This window comes from Streptomyces shenzhenensis (assembly GCF_021462265.1).
GTDB classification, from domain to species: domain Bacteria; phylum Actinomycetota; class Actinomycetes; order Streptomycetales; family Streptomycetaceae; genus Streptomyces; species Streptomyces shenzhenensis.
Genome location: NZ_JAJONF010000019.1, coordinates 26,939 through 42,841, shown reverse-complemented (window position 1 = coordinate 42,841; position 15,903 = coordinate 26,939). Strand labels below are relative to the sequence as shown.

Genomic DNA, 15,903 nt, shown 5'->3' with positions numbered 1-15,903 from the left:
GTGGTGACCGCGTACGACGACCCATACCTGATCATCTCCTCGGACTGCCACGCCGGGCTGCCCACCGAGGAGTACCGGCCCTATCTGGACGCCCGGTTCCACCGGGACTTCGACGAGTTCCTTGCCGGGCGCGACCGCCGACGGGAGGAGATGACCCGGCTCGGCATCCGCAACGAGGCGTTCGCCGCCAAGTGGTTCCAGGACAACGAGGAGGGGCTGCGCGGCGGTTGGGACACCGCGCAGCGGCTGAAGGAGCTGGACGGTGACGGGGTGGCCGCCGAGGTGGTCTTCCCGGACGCCGACGCGGTCGACAGCCGGACCGCGGCGCCCTTCGGAGTCGGCCTCGGCCTGTCCGGGGACCACGACCCGGAGCTGGGCATGGCAGGGGCCCAGGCCCACAACCGCTGGCTGGCGGACTTCGTGTCGGAACACCCCGAACGGCACTGCGGGGTCGCCCTGCTGCCGGTCACGGGCCCCACCGACCGCGTGGTCGCCGAGATCCACCGTGCGAAGGAGTCCGGCCTCGGCGCGCTGATGATCCCCGCCATGTGGGTCGACAAGGAGCCGTACCACGACCGCCGTTACGACCCCGTCTGGGCGGCGGCCGCCGAGTGCCGGATGCCGGTGCTCACCCACTCCGGGGCGGCCCCGCGTGACGAGTACGGCGACCATCTCGGCATCTACGTCAGCGAGGTGACGTGGTGGCCGGCCCGCCCGCTGTGGTTCCTGCTCTGGTCCGGCGTCTTCGAACGCCATCCCGGGCTGCGCTTCGGCATCGCCGAGTCGGGCTGCTGGTGGCTGCCGAACCTGCTGTGGTTCATGGACCGCCTCTACCTCGGCGCGCACGGCGGCAAGAAGCTCTCCCCCTTCGAGGCGCTGACCCGTCCGCCGCACGAGTACCTGGACCGGCAGGTCTTCGTCTGCGCCACCAACACCAAGCGCAGGGAGCTCGCCCAGCGCTACGAGATCGGCGTCGGCAACATCCTCTGGGGCAGCGACTTCCCGCATCCCGAGGGCACCTGGCCCGACACACGCGCGTGGCTGCGCCGCACCTTCCACGACATCCCGGTGACCGAGACCCGCCGAATGCTCGGCCTCGCGGCGGCCGAGGCCTTCGGCTTCGACGTGGCGCGCCTGACCCCGCTCGCCCTGCGCATCGGCCCCACCCCCGCAGACCTCGGCCAGCCGGCCGACCAGGCGGCCGTGGAGGCGTCCTGGGCGCGCTCGCGCGAGGTGGGCCGCCACTGGCTGACCGGCAACGACTTCCCGGCCCTGGGGGTGACGTCGTGAGCGACGACCGCTACACGGTGATCTCGGCCGACTGCCACGCGGGGGCGGACCTCCTCGACTACCGCCCCTACCTGGAGAAGCGCTACCACGACGACTTCGACGGGTGGGCGGCGACGTACGTCAACCCCTACGAGGACCTGCTCGCCGACTCGGCGGACCGGAACTGGAACTCGGCGCGGCGGCTCGCGGAGCTGGAGCGGGACGGGATCGTCGCGGAGGTGATCTTCCCGAACACCATCCCGCCGTTCTTCCCGTCCGGCTCGCTCATGGCCCCCGCGCCGACGGCGGCGGAGTTCGAACGGCGCTGGGCGGGCCTGCGCGCCCACAACCGCTGGCTGGCCGACTTCTGTGCCGCCGCCCCGGGCCGACGGGCCGGCGTCTTCCAGATCCTCCTGAACGACGTCGAGGAGGCCGTGAAGGAGATCCGCTGGGCGGCCGGAGCCGGCCTGAAGGGCGGTCTGATGCTCCCCGGCACACCGCCCGGCTCGGGCCTGCCCGAGCTGCACGCGCGCGTGTACGACCCGATCTGGGCCGTCTGCGCGGAACTCGGCGTCCCCGTCAACCACCACGCGGGCTCGGCCTCCCCGCCGCTCGGCGACGAACCGGCCGCCCGCGCGGTCTTCATGGTCGAGACGACCTGGTTCTCGCACCGCGCGCTGTGGCACCTGGTCTTCGGCGGCGCCTTCCGCCGCCACCCGGACCTGAAACTGGTCCTGACCGAGCAGGGCTCCGGCTGGATACCCGGGGTCCTGGCCATGCTGGACTACTACCACGGCCGCCTTCTGGCGGCGACGAGGGCGACGACCGCGGAGGCGAAGTTCGGGGCCGGGCTGGCGGAGGCGATGGGCAAGCCCCCGTCCGCGGTGTGGCACGAGAACTGCTTCGTCGGCGCCAGCTTCATGCGCCCGCACGAGGTGCCGCTGCGCGACCGCATCGGCCTGGACAAGATCATGTGGGGCAGCGACTACCCGCACGACGAGGGGACCTACCCGTACACCAGGGAGGGCCTGCGCTTCGCCTTCGCCGGCGTCCCGCGCGACGAGATCGCGGCGATGCTCGGCGGCAACGCGGCCCGCGTGTACGGCTTCGACCTGGACCTGCTGGACCCGATCGCGGCGAAGGTGGGACCGACGGTGGCCGAGATCGCCCAGCCGCTGCCGGCCCCGCCGGCCGACGCGACGAGTCCGGTGTTCGCGCGGGGGGCTTCCGTACGGGTCTGGTGACGCGGGCGCGGGGCCGGGTGACGTCGCTGCTGCGCGTACCGGCCCCGGGATGCGATCCTCCCTGCTGTGACCGAACCAACGCACGAGAACGAGGCCCACGGGGGAGCTCTCGGCTCCCGGCTGAACTGGCTGCGGGCAGCCGTCCTGGGCGCCAACGACGGAATCGTGTCGACGGCGGGCATCGTCGTCGGCGTCGCGGGCGCCACCAGCGACCGCAACGCCCTTCTGACGGCGGGCCTGGCGGGGCTGCTCGCCGGGTCGATGTCGATGGCGGCGGGGGAGTACGTGTCGGTCTCCACCCAGCGCGACTCGGAACTGGCCGCCCTGGCTATGGAGAAACGGGAGCTGAAGGAGCAGCCCGAGGCCGAGCTGGAGGAGCTGACCGAGCTGCTGGAGCGGCGCGGTCTGTCGCGGGACGTGGCGCGTGAGGCGGCGGTCCAGCTGACGGAACGGGACGCGTTGCGCGCTCACGCGAGCGTGGAGCTCGGTATCGATCCGGACGAGCTGACCAGTCCCTGGAACGCGGCGGTCGCCAGTTTCCTCGCGTTCACGGCGGGGGCGCTGCTGCCCCTGCTGGCGATCATCCTGCCGCCGGAGGCCTGGCGCCTGCCGGTGACGGTGGGCTCGGTCCTGGCGTCCCTGGTCCTCACGGGGTGGAGCAGCGCCCGGCTGGGAGCGGCGGCGGTGCGGCCGGCGGTGCTGCGGAACGTGGCCGGCGGGGCGCTGGCCATGGGGGTCACCTACGCGGCGGGAAGTCTGCTGGGGGCGGTGGGGATCTAGCGCACGCCGCTCGTTGGCGGAGATCGCCAACAAGCAAGCGCATACCGCCGGTCATACTTGTGGGTAACAACGTCTAGCCGCAGCCGACGCGCGGTTCTACGGTGCCCCCATGCCGAACCTGCCCGATGTCGTGCTGTGGTCGATACCCGCCTTCGTGCTGCTCACCGTGATCGAGGTGATCAGCTACCGCGTCCATCCCGACGACGATGCCGCCGGGTACCAGGCCAAGGACGCGGCCACCAGCATCGGCATGGGGCTCGGGTCGCTCGTCTTCGACTTCGTGTGGAAGATCCCCATCGTCGCGATCTACACGGCGGTCTACGAACTGACCCCGCTGCGCGTTCCCGTCCTGTGGTGGACCGTCCCGCTGATGCTGCTCGCGCAGGACTTCCTCTACTACTGGTCCCACCGCGGCCACCACGTCATCCGCATCCTGTGGGCCTGCCACGTCGTCCACCACTCCAGCAAGAAGTTCAACCTCTCCACCGCGCTGCGCCAGCCCTGGACCTCGCTGACCGTCTGGCCCTTCTACGTCCCGCTGGTGGCCGTGGGGGTGCACCCCGCCGCGCTCGCCTTCTGCTCCTCGGCCAGCCTCGTCTACCAGTTCTGGATCCACACCGAACGCATCGACAAGATGCCCCGGTGGTTCGAGTTCGTGTTCAACACGCCGTCCCACCACCGTGTGCACCATGCCTCCCAGGGCGGCTACCTGGACCGCAACTTCGGCGGGATCCTGATCGTCTGGGACCGGCTGTTCGGGTCCTGGGTGCCCGAGGTCGAGCGCCCTGTGTACGGGTTGACCAAGAACATCAACACGTTCAACCCCGTCAAGGTGGCCACCCACGAGTACGTCGCCATCGCCAAGGACATCAGGGCCGCGCGCAGTTGGCGGGAGCGGGCCGGGCGGGTGTTCCGGGGGCCGGGCTGGGCGCCGGCGCCCACCGTGGAGCAGGCCGAGGAGTCCGTGGCCGCGTGAGAGCTTCCCGGGCACTGCTCGCCGCCTTCGCCCTCGCAGTCGTCCTCGACCTCGCCTGTCTGGCCGTCGGCTTCCGCACCGGGCACGCCGCCGCCAAGGTGCTCCTGATGCCCCTGCTCGCCGCGTCCGCCGCCCGCGCCGGCGCCCCGCGGCTCCTCGTCGCCGCCCTGCTGTGCGGCTGGGCCGGCGACGTCCTGCTCCTCTCCGGCGCCGACCCCGCCTTCATGGCGGGCATGGCCTCGTTCGCCGCCGGACACGTCTGCTATCTCGTCCTCTTCCGCCGCCAGGGCCCGCCACACGCGCGTGCCCGCCACCTCGCCCTGGTCGCACTCGGCTACGCGGCCGCGCTCGTCACCCTGGTCGTCCTGCTCTGGCCGGACCTGCCCGCCGGCCTGCGGGTCCCCGTGGCCGGCTACAGCACCCTGCTCACCGCCATGGCGTACACGGCCGGCACCCGGCTCGGCCCGGCCGCCGGGCTCGGCGGCGCGCTCTTCATGCTCTCCGACACCCTGATCGCGACCGGCGTCGCCGACTGGCCGCAACTGCCGCGATCCGGCTTCTGGATCATGCTCACCTATGCGGCGGCGCAGTTCCTGCTGGTCCGGGGCACCCTCGCTGCGCGGTCCGCACCGGCCTCGGCGTACCGTGAGGTGCGCTCGACCACCCCCTGAGCGCACTCACGACACCGCACGAGAAGGACCTTCGCCATGCGCGCCACCACCATCCACGCCCCGTTCGACGTGCGCGTGGAGGACGTGCCCGAGCCCGTGGTGCGACTGCCCACCGACGCCGTCGTGCGGGTGCTGCGCGCCTGCATCTGCGGCAGCGACCTGTGGGCGTACCGGGGCGAGGCACCCCGGCAGCCGGGGCAGCGTATAGGGCACGAGTTCCTCGGCGTGGTCGAGGAGACCGGCTCCGAGGTGGGCACCGTGCGGCGCGGGGACCTCGTGGTCGCCCCCTTCATGTGGTCCGACGGCGTCTGCGACTACTGCCGCGAGGGCCTGACCACGAGCTGCGAGCACGGCGGTTTCTGGGGCTCCGTGGGGTACGACGGCGGCCAGGGCGAGGCCGTGCGCGTCCCGTTCGCCGACGGCACCCTGGTCCGGCTGCCCAAGGACGCGGCCTGTGACGACCACCTGCTGTCGGCCCTGCTGACCCTCTCCGACGTGCTCGGCACCGGCCACCACGCGGCCCTCGGGGCGGGTGCCCGGCCCGGTGCCACGGTCGCCGTCGTCGGGGACGGCGCGGTCGGCCTGTGCGCCGTCCTGGCCGCGAAGCGGCTGGGCGCCGAGCGGATCATCGCGCTGGGCCGGCACCAGGTCCGCACCGACATCGCGCGCCGCTTCGGCGCCACCGACGTCGTCGGCGAACGCGGCGACGCGGCCGTGGACGCCGTACGCGAACTCACCAGGGGCCAGGGCGCGCACGCCGTCGTCGAGGCCGTGGGCACCGAGCAGTCCATGCGGACGGCCGTCGAGATCACCCGTGACGGCGGGGCGATCGGCTTCGTCGGCGTCCCGCACGGCAGTGGCACCGGCTTGGACCTCGGTGTCATGTTCGACCGGAACATCGCCTTGCGCGGCGGTGTCGCGCCGGTCCGCGCCTACATCCCCGACCTGCTGCCCGATGTCCTCGACGGCAGGATCGACCCGTCGCCGGTCTTCGACCTGACCGTCGGCATCGAGGGTGTGCCCGAGGGCTACAAGGCGATGGACGAGCGCACCGCGCTGAAGGTGCTCGTCACGAACGGCTGAGTCAACGCCCCGGTCAACACTTGATCAAGTCCATCTGATCGGCAGCGGCAGCGCCGTCAGCACCCCCGACACCGCGACCACCACCCCCAGCACCGCCACCTCGGGCCGCGCGGGGGCGTAAACAGCTGACGGACCGGCATACCACCCCTTCGTGTGGTTCCGGCGACCCTGCCCCGCGCGTTCACGTCCGACGTGCCAGGTCCGCCCTTGCCTTCGGGCCGGGCGGCTGTGCCCACCGGGGCGGGGCCGACCCCCACGGCACCGGTGGCCGTGCCCAGTCGGCCGGGCCGTCCGCGAAGGACAACGGCGGGCGCGCGTAGCGCAGCCGCCCGAGCGCGCTGTCCGTCTCGGCGAGCCAGGCGTCCGGACCCTCGTACGCCCCGCCGCCCTCCGGCACGGACTCCGCCGCCTTGTCCTGCGCCTTGTGCGCCGCCTCGGCCTCCGTCCTCTCCTCCTCGGTCTCCACCGTCTCCTCCATGAGCCACCGCGCGGTCCGTGCCAGAGCCAGCCGCACGAACCTGCTGCCGCCGTCGTACGACTGCTCGGTCAGCGCCCGCAGCACGCCGGCCGCCAGCAGGTATCCGGTGCCATGGTCCAGCGCCTGCGCGGGCAGCGCGCCCGGCCGGTCCGCCGCGCCCTCGATCTCCGCGATGCCCGTGGCGACCTGCACCAGGCTGTCGAAGCCGCGCCGCCCGGCCCAGGGTCCGTACGCGCCCCACGCCGACACCTGGGCCACGACCACCCCGGGCCGCCGCTCGGCCAGCGCCTCGGGCGAGAGTCCGAACCGGTCCAGGGCGCCCGGCCGGTAGCCGGTGACCACGACGTCCGCCGAGGCCAGCAGCTCCTCGAAGGCGGCCCGGTCGGTCGTCAGGTCGAGCGTCGCCGAACGCTTCCCGAAGCCCGTGTCGGCGTGCTGGTCGGGCAGTTCGGGCAGCCACGGCGCGTCCAGGCGCAGGACGTCCGCGCCCAGCAGCCCGAGGGTGCGGGTGGCGACCGGGCCGGCCAGGACCCGGGTCAGGTCCAGGACGCGCAGACCGGCCGCGGGCAGCAGGGGAGTGGCACCGGCGCCGAGCGGTGGGAGCACACGCGCGTGCGCCGTGTCCGGGCGACCGCGCTCGACCAGGGGGCGTGCGGCCACCGCGACGGCCTGCTCGTGCGCGGCCCACTCCCCGGGCGAGCGCAGTGCCACGGCGAGTCCGCCGGCACCGTACACCGCGTCCTCGACCTCCAGCGCGGGCCGCCCGGCGATCCGGGCCGCCACGTCCTCGGGGAGGGCGTCCTCCGGCAGGCCCAGCGCGTCCAGCAACCGGGCCCTGTGATGCGGGTAGTTGGCGTGCGTGCGCACCCACCCGTCGGCCGCGCGCCAGAACCGGGACAGCGGGGCGAACTGCACGGGCGCCCGCCCGTCGACCAGCAGGTGCCGCTCACTGGTGAACGCCGTCGCCACGGCTCCGTCGTCCACCCGGACCCCGGGGAGCGTGGCCGCCCCGGTCCGCCGTGCTCCCAGTTCGGCGGCGGCCAGCGCGCACACGCCGACACAGGCGCGGGCGAACCGGCGCACCGGAAGCCGTGCGGGAAGGGTGCCCGCGCGCGTCACGGTCGTGACCCGCCCGGGCAGCGACGGATCGCCGCCCAGCGCGGACCACGCATACTTGATTCCAGTCATGACTGTACTATGCATTATTGACTGGATCAATATATGTACGTGAGGCCAGGCGGCTACCTGGTCACCGCCGCCAGCGCGTCGGCCGTCCCCCAGCCGTAGAAGCCGTTGTGGTTCTTGGAGCCCTCGCACACCGCGTCGATCTTGCCGTCGCCGTTGATGTCGTACGGGTCGGTGCACGGCGTGGCGGTCGCCTCGGCGTACAGCAGGGCCTTCACCCGGGCGGCGGAGGCGTGCGGATGGGTTGACTTGATCAATGCGGCGACGCCGACGACATGCGGGGTCGCCATCGACGTACCCGCCATGTAGCCCCACCTGCCGCCCGGCAGCGGGCCCAGGATCAGGCCGCTGGTGGCAGGGGGTTCCGGTGCCTGGTAGGCCGTCGAGTCGCCGCCGGGCGCGGCGATGTCGATGACCCCGAGGCCGTAGTTGGAGAACGACGACTTGAGGCCCTTCGCACCGGTCGCCGCGACCGTGACGACACCCGGCAGCTGGGTCGGGATGTCGAAGCACTTGTGCGGGTCGATCACCCGGTCGGTGGGCGTGCCGTCGTTCGGCGAGACCGGGTCGGTGATGGAGTGGGAGGCCAGGTCGTAGCTCTCGTTGCCGGCCGCGGCCACATTGACCGTGCCCTTGCGCTCGGCGAACTGCGAGGCGCGGGTGATGGCGTCGACGAGCGCCTTCTGGTTCGGGTCGTCGGTGCAGTTGAAGTACCAGGGGTCGGTGTAATAGCTGTTGTTGGTGACGTCGACGTGGTGCTCGGCCGCCCACACGAAGCCGCACACCACGGCCTCGGTGTAGAAGTACCCGGCGGTGGTGGCGACCTTGATGCCGGCCACCTTGACGCCCGGCGCGACACCGGTGATGCCGATCCCGTTCCGGGCACCCGCGATCTCGCCCGCCACGTGCGTGCCGTGCGGGCTCTCCGCCGCGGTGGGCCGCCAGGCGCCGTAGGTGGTGTCCGGCTTGCCCGAGACGCAGTTGGTGGACGCGGCGGCGTCGAAGTTCGGGGCGATGTCGGGGTGGGTGTCGTCGACGCCCGTGTCGATGACGGCGACGGTGACCTTCGGGCTGCCCAGGGTCTTCTCGTGCGCCTTGTCCGCCTTGATGGCGGGCAGGTCCCACTGCAGCGGCTCCAACGGGTCCTGCCCGTCGGTCGCCTGGGCGTCCGCCGCCGACACCTGCTCGGAGCTGAGCACCTCCGGGGTGCCGACGTCGGTGGTCGACTGCGCGGGCAGCGGCGCGTTGCGGGTGTTCCCGGCCGAGTCCACGCCGGGCACCTTTCGGATGGTCACGGCGAAGTCCGGGTTCGAGGAGTGGGCGACGATCACGCCGATCTCGTCGTACGCGATCACCACCGAACCGCCGGCCCGCTCGATCGCCCGCTGGACGCGTTCGGAAGTGCCGTGTCCGGGACGGACGTTGACGACATAGCTGAGCGACGTCGGGCCGCCGGCGTCGGCCGCGGCCGCGGACACGGACGCGCCGTTGTCGGCGGCGGACGCCGAGATGCCGGGCAGGAAGGCGAGGGCCGTGGCCATGGCCATGCCGAGCGGGAGGGCGAGGACACGACGGTGGCGCGGCTGGGGCGCGGTCATCTGAGGTCTCCAGTTCGTTGGCGGAACGGGCGTGCCGTGCGGGAAGTCCTGCTCTTCAGTACCTGCTGGCCGGCCGGTGGTCACTTGACCGCGCGGAGCGTGTCGACGACATGGAGCCGTAGAAGTCGTTGGCGCGCCTGCCGCCCGCGCGGACGGCGTCGACGACGCCGTCGCCGTCCGCCGCCGGCGTCACCCGGGTGGCCGACGGGGCCGCGGAAGCCACCGTCGGCAGGAGTCCGAGCGGGGCGGTCAGCGGCAGGACGACCGGGACGGCGAGCGCCTCCCCGCGACTGGAACGCGGATGAGCCATGGGTCTCCACATCGTCCGGAACATCAGCGGAAAGACATCGACCGACAACGGAACCGCTCAGGAGATGCCGCCTGGGCAGGTACATGGCGAATGGTGCTGGGCCGAAGCTATCCCCCGCACTCACCGGCCAGCAATGACCGGAGGGGACTTGCCGCGACGACTTCCGAAAGAACCGGGGCGAGTTGAACCTGCCCACGCGTGGCGCCGTGACCTTGAGGAGGGAGCCACAGCAGGATCGAGGCTCCCCGTCGGAATCACCTACCGGAGCCGCCAGGTCACCATCGGTGAGTGATCCGCCTGTCTGTGAGGTCAGAATCCGCATGTCCGTATCGCGAGGAGACTCCGTGGCCACCGAGACACCACCGCCCTCGAACACGCAGACCCCGCAACCCTCCGGCGAGGAGTTCGCCGAGGTGCAGCAGAGTCCGGAGTTCGCCGAACTGCGGCACTCCCACCGCTCCTTCGCCTTCCCGCTGACCTTCGCCTTCATCGCCTGGTACCTGCTGTACGTCCTGCTCTCCAACTACGCGGACGACTTCATGGGCACGAAGGTCGTCGGCAACATCAACGTGGCCCTGGTCCTCGGCCTCGCCCAGTTCCTCACCACCTTCCTCATCGCCTGGTGGTACGCCCGGCACGCGGCCGCCAAGCTCGACCCCAAGGCCGAGGCCATCAAGTCCCGGATGGAGGGCGGCGCATGAGCCCCGCGATCACGCTGGCGGCCGGCGAGGCCAGCGAACACCGGCCGCTGATCATCACCCTGTTCGCGGTGTTCGTCGCCGTGACCCTCGTCATCACCATCTGGGCGGGCCGCCAGACGAAGGACGCCGCCGACTTCTACGCGGGCGGCCGCCAGTTCACCGGCTTCCAGAACGGCCTCGCCGTCTCCGGCGACTACATGTCCGCCGCGTCCTTCCTCGGCATCGCCGGCGCCATCGCCCTCTTCGGCTACGACGGCTTCCTGTACTCCATCGGCTTCCTGGTCGCCTGGCTGGTCGCCCTGCTCCTGGTCGCCGAGCCGCTGCGCAACTCCGGCCGCTACACCATGGGCGACGTGCTGGCCTACCGCATGCGCCAGCGCCCGGTCCGCACCGCCGCCGGCACCTCCACCATCGTCGTCTCGATCTTCTACCTGCTGGCCCAGATGGCGGGAGCGGGCGTCCTCGTCTCCCTTCTCCTCGGCATCACCAGCGACGGCGGCAAGATCGGTATTGTCGCCCTCGTCGGCGTCCTGATGATCGTCTACGTCACCATCGGCGGCATGAAGGGCACCACCTGGGTCCAGATGGTCAAGGCCGTGCTGCTCATCGCGGGCGCCCTGCTGCTGACCTTCATGGTCCTGGCCAAGTTCAACTTCAACCTCTCCGACCTGCTCGGCAAGGCCGCCGACAACAGCGGCAAGGGGTCCGCCTTCCTGGAACCCGGCCTGAAGTACGGCGCCACGGGCACCAGCAAGCTGGACTTCCTCTCCCTCGGCATCGCCCTGGTCCTCGGCACCGCCGGCCTGCCGCACATCCTGATCCGCTTCTACACCGTGCCCACCGCGAAGGCGGCCCGGAAGTCGGTCCTCTGGGCGATCGGCCTGATCGGCGCCTTCTACCTGATGACCCTCGCCCTCGGCTTCGGCGCGGCCGCGCTGATCAAGCCGGACGAGATCATCGCCTCCAACAAGTCCGGCAACACCGCGGCCCCCCTCCTCGCCCTCCACCTGGGCGGCGTCGACTCCAACTGGGGCGCGGTCCTGCTGGCCACGATCTCGGCGGTGGCCTTCGCGACGATCCTCGCGGTGGTCGCGGGCCTCACCCTGGCGTCCTCGTCGTCCTTCGCGCACGACATCTACGCCAACGTCATCAAGAAGGGTCAGGCCACCGAGAAGCAGGAGATCAACGCGGCCCGCTGGGCCACCGTCGGCATCGGCGCCGTCTCCGTCGTCCTCGGCGCCCTCGCCCGCGACCTGAACGTCGCCGGCCTGGTCGCCCTCGCCTTCGCGGTCGCCGCCTCGGCCAACCTCCCGACCATCCTCTACAGCCTCTTCTGGAAGCGGTTCACCACCGCCGGAGCCCTCTGGTCGATCTACGGCGGCCTGGTCACCGCGGTCGGCCTGGTGCTGTTCTCGCCGGTGGTGTCCGGCAAGGAGACGTCGATGTTCCCGAGCGTCGACTTCCACTGGTTCCCGCTGGAGAACCCCGGCATCATCTCGATCCCGGTCGGATTCCTTCTCGGCATCGTGGGCACTCTGCTGTCGAAGGAGGTCCCGGACGCCGCCAAGTACGCGGAGCTGGAGGTGCGGTCCCTGACCGGCACCGGCGCCCACTGAGTTCCGTACGACTGGCCGCGTCGACGGGATCGCAGGATCCCACGACGCGGCCGCGTCGTGCCTCGTGGCATCGAGCCTCTCGCGATGTCAGTGCCGTCACGTAGGCTCGCGGGTGACGGTGAAGATCTGGTCCGGAACGAGGGAGGGGGCCCGCGTGCTCATCGACACCTACGGCCGGGTGGCGACCGACCTGAGAGTCTCGCTGACCGACCGGTGCAATCTGCGCTGTACGTACTGCATGCCCGAGGAAGGGCTGCAGTGGCTGGCCAAGCCCGACCTGCTCACGGACGACGAGATCGTCCGGCTGATCGACATCGCCGTCCGCGTGCTGGGCGTCGAGGAGGTCCGCTTCACCGGTGGTGAGCCGCTGCTGCGTCCCGGCCTGGTCGGCATCGTGGAGCGGGTGGCGGCCCTGACTCCCCGCCCCCGGATGTCCCTGACGACCAACGGCATCGGCCTGCGCCGCACCGCGACGGCCCTCAAGACGGCCGGCCTGGACCGGGTCAACGTCTCCCTGGACACCCTCCGCCCGGACGTCTTCAAGACCCTCACCCGCCGCGACCGCCACCACGACGTCCTCGACGGCCTCCGGGCCGCCCGCGACGCCGGCCTCACCCCGGTCAAGGTCAACACGGTCCTGATGCCCGGCCTGAACGAGGACGAGGCCCCCGACCTCCTCGCCTGGGCGGTGGCCCACGACTACGAGCTGCGCTTCATCGAGCAGATGCCCCTCGACGCCCAGCACGGCTGGAAGCGCGACAGCATGGTGACGGCCGGGGACATCCTCGCCTCGCTCCGTACCCGCTTCGACCTCACCCCCGAGGGCACGGACGAGCGCGGCTCGGCGCCGGCGGAGCGCTGGCTGGTCGACGGCGGCCCGCACCGGGTCGGCGTCATCGCCTCGGTGACCCGCCCGTTCTGCGCGGCCTGCGACCGCACCCGCCTCACGGCCGACGGCCAGATACGGACCTGCCTGTTCGCCCGTGAGGAGACGGACCTGCGCGGTGCGCTCCGCTCGGGTGCGGCGGATGAGGAGATCGCCCGCATCTGGCGGCTGGCGATGTGGGGGAAGAAGGCGGGCGCGGGACTGGACGATCCGACGTTCGTGCAGCCGGACCGGCCGATGTCCGCGATCGGAGGCTAGCTGGGCCTACTCGTCCTGCTCAGGTGACTCACTGGACTCCCACTCCCGCAGCAACACGACATCCTTCAGGAAGCCCCGCATCCCCAGGAACTGCGAGAGATGCTCCCGGTGCTCCTCGCAGGCGAGCCACGTCTTGCGCCGCTGCGGCGTATGGATCTTCGGGTTGTTCCACGCCAGCACCCACACCGCGTCGGCGCGACAGCCCTTCGCGGAGCAGACGGGGGAGCCGGTTTCGGAACCAGGGGCGTTCGGGATCACGTCGTCGACCTTAGCCGAGGCCCCAGCCGGGGTTGCCGTGCGGTCGTCCCCCTGAAAGGGCGACGCCGAGCAGCCACGGGGGGAGCTGCCCGGCGTCGGTCCGTCGCTCCGACGGGGGATGCGGAGCGCGTACGCAGTATGTCACGGGTCACCCTCGGCCCGGCACTGGAACAGCACGATCCATCTGAGCTTTTCTTGAGCTTCGCGCCCGGTCGCCGCCCGTCCGGGCCGGGGCGCCGGCGCTCAGACCGGCTCCGGCCGCTCCCCGCTCACCGCCCCCGCCGCCGGGTCCTTCGCCACGTCCTCCGGGACGGATTCCGCCCTCGCCGTCTCCGCCCGCGGCGGCGAGATCACCAGCCGGGTCGGCGCGACCCCGAAGGTCGACGGAAGCGACGGCGGCCGTTCCCGACCGGCGTTGGCGATGACGACGGCGATGTAGGGGAGCACCGCCCCGAGCACCAGAGCCACGACCGCGACATACCGCTCGACGTTCCACAACGTCACCGCGAGGATCACCGACATGGTCCGGACGGTCATCGAGATGACGTACCGCCGCTGCCGGCCGCGCACGTCCTCCGCCAGGCCGGTGCGGGCTCCGGTGATCCGGAACACCTGGACGTTGCCGTCGCCGCGCTGCTTCCGCATCACATTCCACCATCCGCCCGCATCGGACTCTCCGCGTCCCTTCCCGGTCCGGTCCGCACCCGCTCGGGGAACCGGGCCAGGACGCTTTCCACGGTACGCCGCGCCTGCGCCGCCTTCGAGACCGGGTCGCCCGCCCGCCTGCGCGAACGCCCTGCGTCATAGCACGTACGGCCGTACCGACATGCGCCGTACGGCGTACGGGCCGAGACTTGGCGTAATGCTCACGTCGAGCCGTACGAGGAGGCAGCCATGGGCTGGTTGTGGGCGATCATCGTGGGTTTCGTGCTGGGCCTGATCGCCAAGGCGGTCATCCCGGGCAAGCAGCACAGCCCGCTCTGGCTGACGACCATCTTCGGCATGCTGGGCGCCATCGCCGGCAACGCGATCGCCCGCGCGGTGGGCGTGGCGGCGACACCGGGCATCGACTGGACCCGCCACCTGTTCCAGCTGGTGGCGGCGATCATCATCGTGGCCCTGGGCGACATGGCCTACATGGCGACCCTGGGGAAGCGGAAACAGCGCGTCTGAGAGCGCCCCGTCAAGGGGCGCGGGGAACTGCGCGACCAGCCACAACCCGCCGGCACTCCGCAACGCACCCGCACCCCCACGGCGCTCAGGAACCGACGACCTCCACAGCCGCCAGATTCTTCTTCCCCCGCCGCAGCACCAGCCACCGCCCGTGCAGCAGCTCCGCAGGATCCGGCACCGCGTCCTCGGCGGTCACCTTCACGTTGTTCACGTAGGCGCCGCCCTCCTTCACGGTCCGCCGCGCGGCGGACTTGCTGGCCACCAGCCCGACCTCGGCGAACAGGTCCACCACCGGGCCCAGCTCGGCGACCCGGACGTGCGGCACCTCGGACAGTGCCGCGGCCAGCGTCCGGTCGTCCAGCTCCGCGAGCTCGCCCTGCCCGAACAGCGCCTTGGACGCGGCGATCACCGCGGCGGTCTGGTCGGCGCCATGGACGAGCGTCGTCAGCTCCTCGGCCAGCGCCCGCTGCGCGGCCCGCGCCTGCGGCCGCTCCTCGGTCTGCTTCTCCAGTTCCTCAAGCTCCGTACGGGACTTGAAGGACAGGATCCGCATGTACGTCGAGATGTCCCGGTCGTCCACGTTCAGCCAGAACTGGTAGAACGCGTACGGTGTCGTCATCTCGGCGTCGAGCCAGATGGCTCCGCCCTCGGTCTTGCCGAACTTCGTGCCGTCCGCCTTGGTCATCAGCGGCGTCGCCAGCGCGTGCACGGTGGCATGCGGCTCCAGGCGGTGGATCAGGTCCAGACCCGCGGTGAGGTTGCCCCACTGGTCGCTGCCGCCCTGCTGGAGGGTGCAGCCGTACCGCCGGAACAGCTGGAGGAAGTCCATGCCCTGGAGAATCTGGTAGCTGAACTCCGTGTAGCTGATGCCCTGGTCGGACTCCAGGCGGCGGGCCACGGAGTCTTTGGTAAGCATCTTGTTGACGCGGAAGTGCTTGCCGATGTCCCGCAGGAACTCGATCGCGGACAGGCCCTCGGTCCAGTCGAGGTTGTTGACCATGACGGCCGCGTTCTCGCCCTCGAAGGACAGGAACGGCTCGATCTGGGCGCGCAGCTTGCCGACCCAGCCGGCGACCGTCTCGGGGGCGTTGAGCGTCCGCTCGGCGGTCGGACGCGGGTCCCCGATCAGACCCGTCGCCCCGCCCACCAGGGCCAGTGGCCGGTGACCGGCCTGCTGGAGCCGGCGCACGGTGAGCACCTGCACCAGGTGCCCGACGTGCAGGGACGGCGCGGTCGGGTCGAAACCGCAATAGAACGTGACGGGACCGTCCGCGAGCGCCTTGCGCAATGCGTCCTCGTCAGTGGACAGGGCGAACAGCCCCCGCCACTTCAGCTCGTCGACGATGTCCGTCACGGTTCTCGTATCTCCTTGGGCGATCTTCGGTATGTCTCTGGATGATCTTCGGGTAGTCGGGCG

At 71.5% G+C, this 15,903-nt stretch carries 16 protein-coding genes; 10 read left to right on the top strand and 6 right to left on the bottom strand.

Features of this window, described 5'->3' with window-relative positions:
* The first annotated feature begins 3 nt into the window (after nt 1-3).
* The 6 genes from LQ326_RS24025 (at nt 4) to LQ326_RS24000 (ending at nt 6,023) form a co-directional block, all read left to right on the top strand.
* Nucleotides 4-1,290 (top strand): amidohydrolase family protein, encoded by a 1,287-nt coding sequence (locus tag LQ326_RS24025; protein WP_181804393.1) that lies wholly within the window; start codon nt 4-6, stop codon nt 1,288-1,290.
* Nucleotides 1,287-2,513, top strand: coding sequence for an amidohydrolase family protein (locus LQ326_RS24020; RefSeq protein ID WP_234539600.1), 1,227 nt, complete (start codon nt 1,287-1,289; stop codon nt 2,511-2,513). The genes LQ326_RS24025 and LQ326_RS24020 overlap by 4 nt, the downstream gene beginning before the upstream one ends.
* A 66-nt stretch (nt 2,514-2,579) precedes the next feature.
* The gene (locus LQ326_RS24015; RefSeq protein ID WP_234539599.1) at nt 2,580-3,293 is read left to right on the top strand and encodes a VIT1/CCC1 transporter family protein; all 714 of its coding nucleotides are present in this window, start codon (nt 2,580-2,582) and stop codon (nt 3,291-3,293) included.
* 109 nt (nt 3,294-3,402) lie between these two features.
* On the top strand, nt 3,403-4,269 hold the full coding sequence (locus tag LQ326_RS24010) for a sterol desaturase family protein (protein WP_234539597.1): 867 nt from the start codon (nt 3,403-3,405) through the stop codon (nt 4,267-4,269).
* Complete coding sequence (locus LQ326_RS24005) at nt 4,266-4,940, top strand: lysoplasmalogenase (protein ID WP_234539595.1); 675 nt, start codon at nt 4,266-4,268, stop codon at nt 4,938-4,940. Before LQ326_RS24010 ends, LQ326_RS24005 begins: the two co-directional genes overlap by 4 nt.
* Nucleotides 4,941-4,976: 36 nt before the next feature.
* A complete protein-coding gene (locus tag LQ326_RS24000; RefSeq protein WP_234539593.1) occupies nt 4,977-6,023 on the top strand; it encodes a zinc-dependent alcohol dehydrogenase family protein in 1,047 nt (348 codons plus the stop codon).
* Nucleotides 6,024-6,204: 181 nt separating this feature from the next.
* Here the strand turns inward: LQ326_RS24000 and LQ326_RS23995 are convergent, their stop codons facing one another.
* The 3 genes from LQ326_RS23995 to LQ326_RS23985 are packed head-to-tail and all read right to left on the bottom strand — an operon-like array spanning nt 6,205 to nt 9,594.
* On the bottom strand, nt 6,205-7,689 hold the full coding sequence (locus LQ326_RS23995) for a CoA transferase (protein ID WP_234539591.1): 1,485 nt from the start codon (nt 7,687-7,689) through the stop codon (nt 6,205-6,207).
* A 53-nt stretch (nt 7,690-7,742) separates the two neighbouring features.
* On the bottom strand, nt 7,743-9,284 hold the full coding sequence (locus LQ326_RS23990; RefSeq protein ID WP_234539589.1) for a S8 family peptidase: 1,542 nt from the start codon (nt 9,282-9,284) through the stop codon (nt 7,743-7,745).
* Nucleotides 9,285-9,339: 55 nt separating this feature from the next.
* Entirely contained in the window at nt 9,340-9,594 is a 255-nt protein-coding gene (locus tag LQ326_RS23985; RefSeq protein WP_234539779.1) for a hypothetical protein, read from the bottom strand.
* A gap of 344 nt (nt 9,595-9,938) precedes the next feature.
* Here LQ326_RS23985 and LQ326_RS23980 point away from each other — a divergent pair, with 344 nt between their 5' ends.
* From LQ326_RS23980 to moaA, 3 genes are all read left to right on the top strand, one after another.
* Nucleotides 9,939-10,295 (top strand): DUF485 domain-containing protein, encoded by a 357-nt coding sequence (locus tag LQ326_RS23980; RefSeq protein WP_181805916.1) that lies wholly within the window; start codon nt 9,939-9,941, stop codon nt 10,293-10,295.
* The gene (locus LQ326_RS23975) at nt 10,292-11,911 is read left to right on the top strand and encodes a monocarboxylic acid transporter (protein ID WP_234539588.1); all 1,620 of its coding nucleotides are present in this window, start codon (nt 10,292-10,294) and stop codon (nt 11,909-11,911) included. The genes LQ326_RS23980 and LQ326_RS23975 overlap by 4 nt, the downstream gene beginning before the upstream one ends.
* 154 nt (nt 11,912-12,065) lie before the next feature.
* Nucleotides 12,066-13,055 carry a GTP 3',8-cyclase MoaA gene (moaA, locus tag LQ326_RS23970; protein ID WP_234539586.1) on the top strand — a complete coding sequence of 330 codons (990 nt, stop codon included), beginning with the start codon at nt 12,066-12,068 and terminating at the stop codon, nt 13,053-13,055.
* Nucleotides 13,056-13,061: 6 nt separating this feature from the next.
* On the opposite strand, the gene LQ326_RS23965 is transcribed toward moaA, so the two are convergent.
* Nucleotides 13,062-13,313 carry a hypothetical protein gene (locus LQ326_RS23965; protein ID WP_234539584.1) on the bottom strand — a complete coding sequence of 84 codons (252 nt, stop codon included), beginning with the start codon at nt 13,311-13,313 and terminating at the stop codon, nt 13,062-13,064.
* Between the two features lie 243 nt (nt 13,314-13,556).
* Nucleotides 13,557-13,958, bottom strand: coding sequence for a DUF3099 domain-containing protein (locus LQ326_RS23960; protein ID WP_234539583.1), 402 nt, complete (start codon nt 13,956-13,958; stop codon nt 13,557-13,559).
* A gap of 249 nt (nt 13,959-14,207) precedes the next feature.
* Here LQ326_RS23960 and LQ326_RS23955 point away from each other — a divergent pair, with 249 nt between their 5' ends.
* Nucleotides 14,208-14,486, top strand: a complete 279-nt coding sequence (locus LQ326_RS23955; protein WP_181805919.1) for a GlsB/YeaQ/YmgE family stress response membrane protein — start codon at nt 14,208-14,210, stop codon at nt 14,484-14,486.
* An 85-nt stretch (nt 14,487-14,571) separates the two neighbouring features.
* Here the strand turns inward: LQ326_RS23955 and tyrS are convergent, their stop codons facing one another.
* Entirely contained in the window at nt 14,572-15,840 is a 1,269-nt protein-coding gene (gene tyrS, locus LQ326_RS23950; RefSeq protein WP_181805920.1) for a tyrosine--tRNA ligase, read from the bottom strand.
* Between the last annotated feature and the right edge of the window lie 63 nt (nt 15,841-15,903).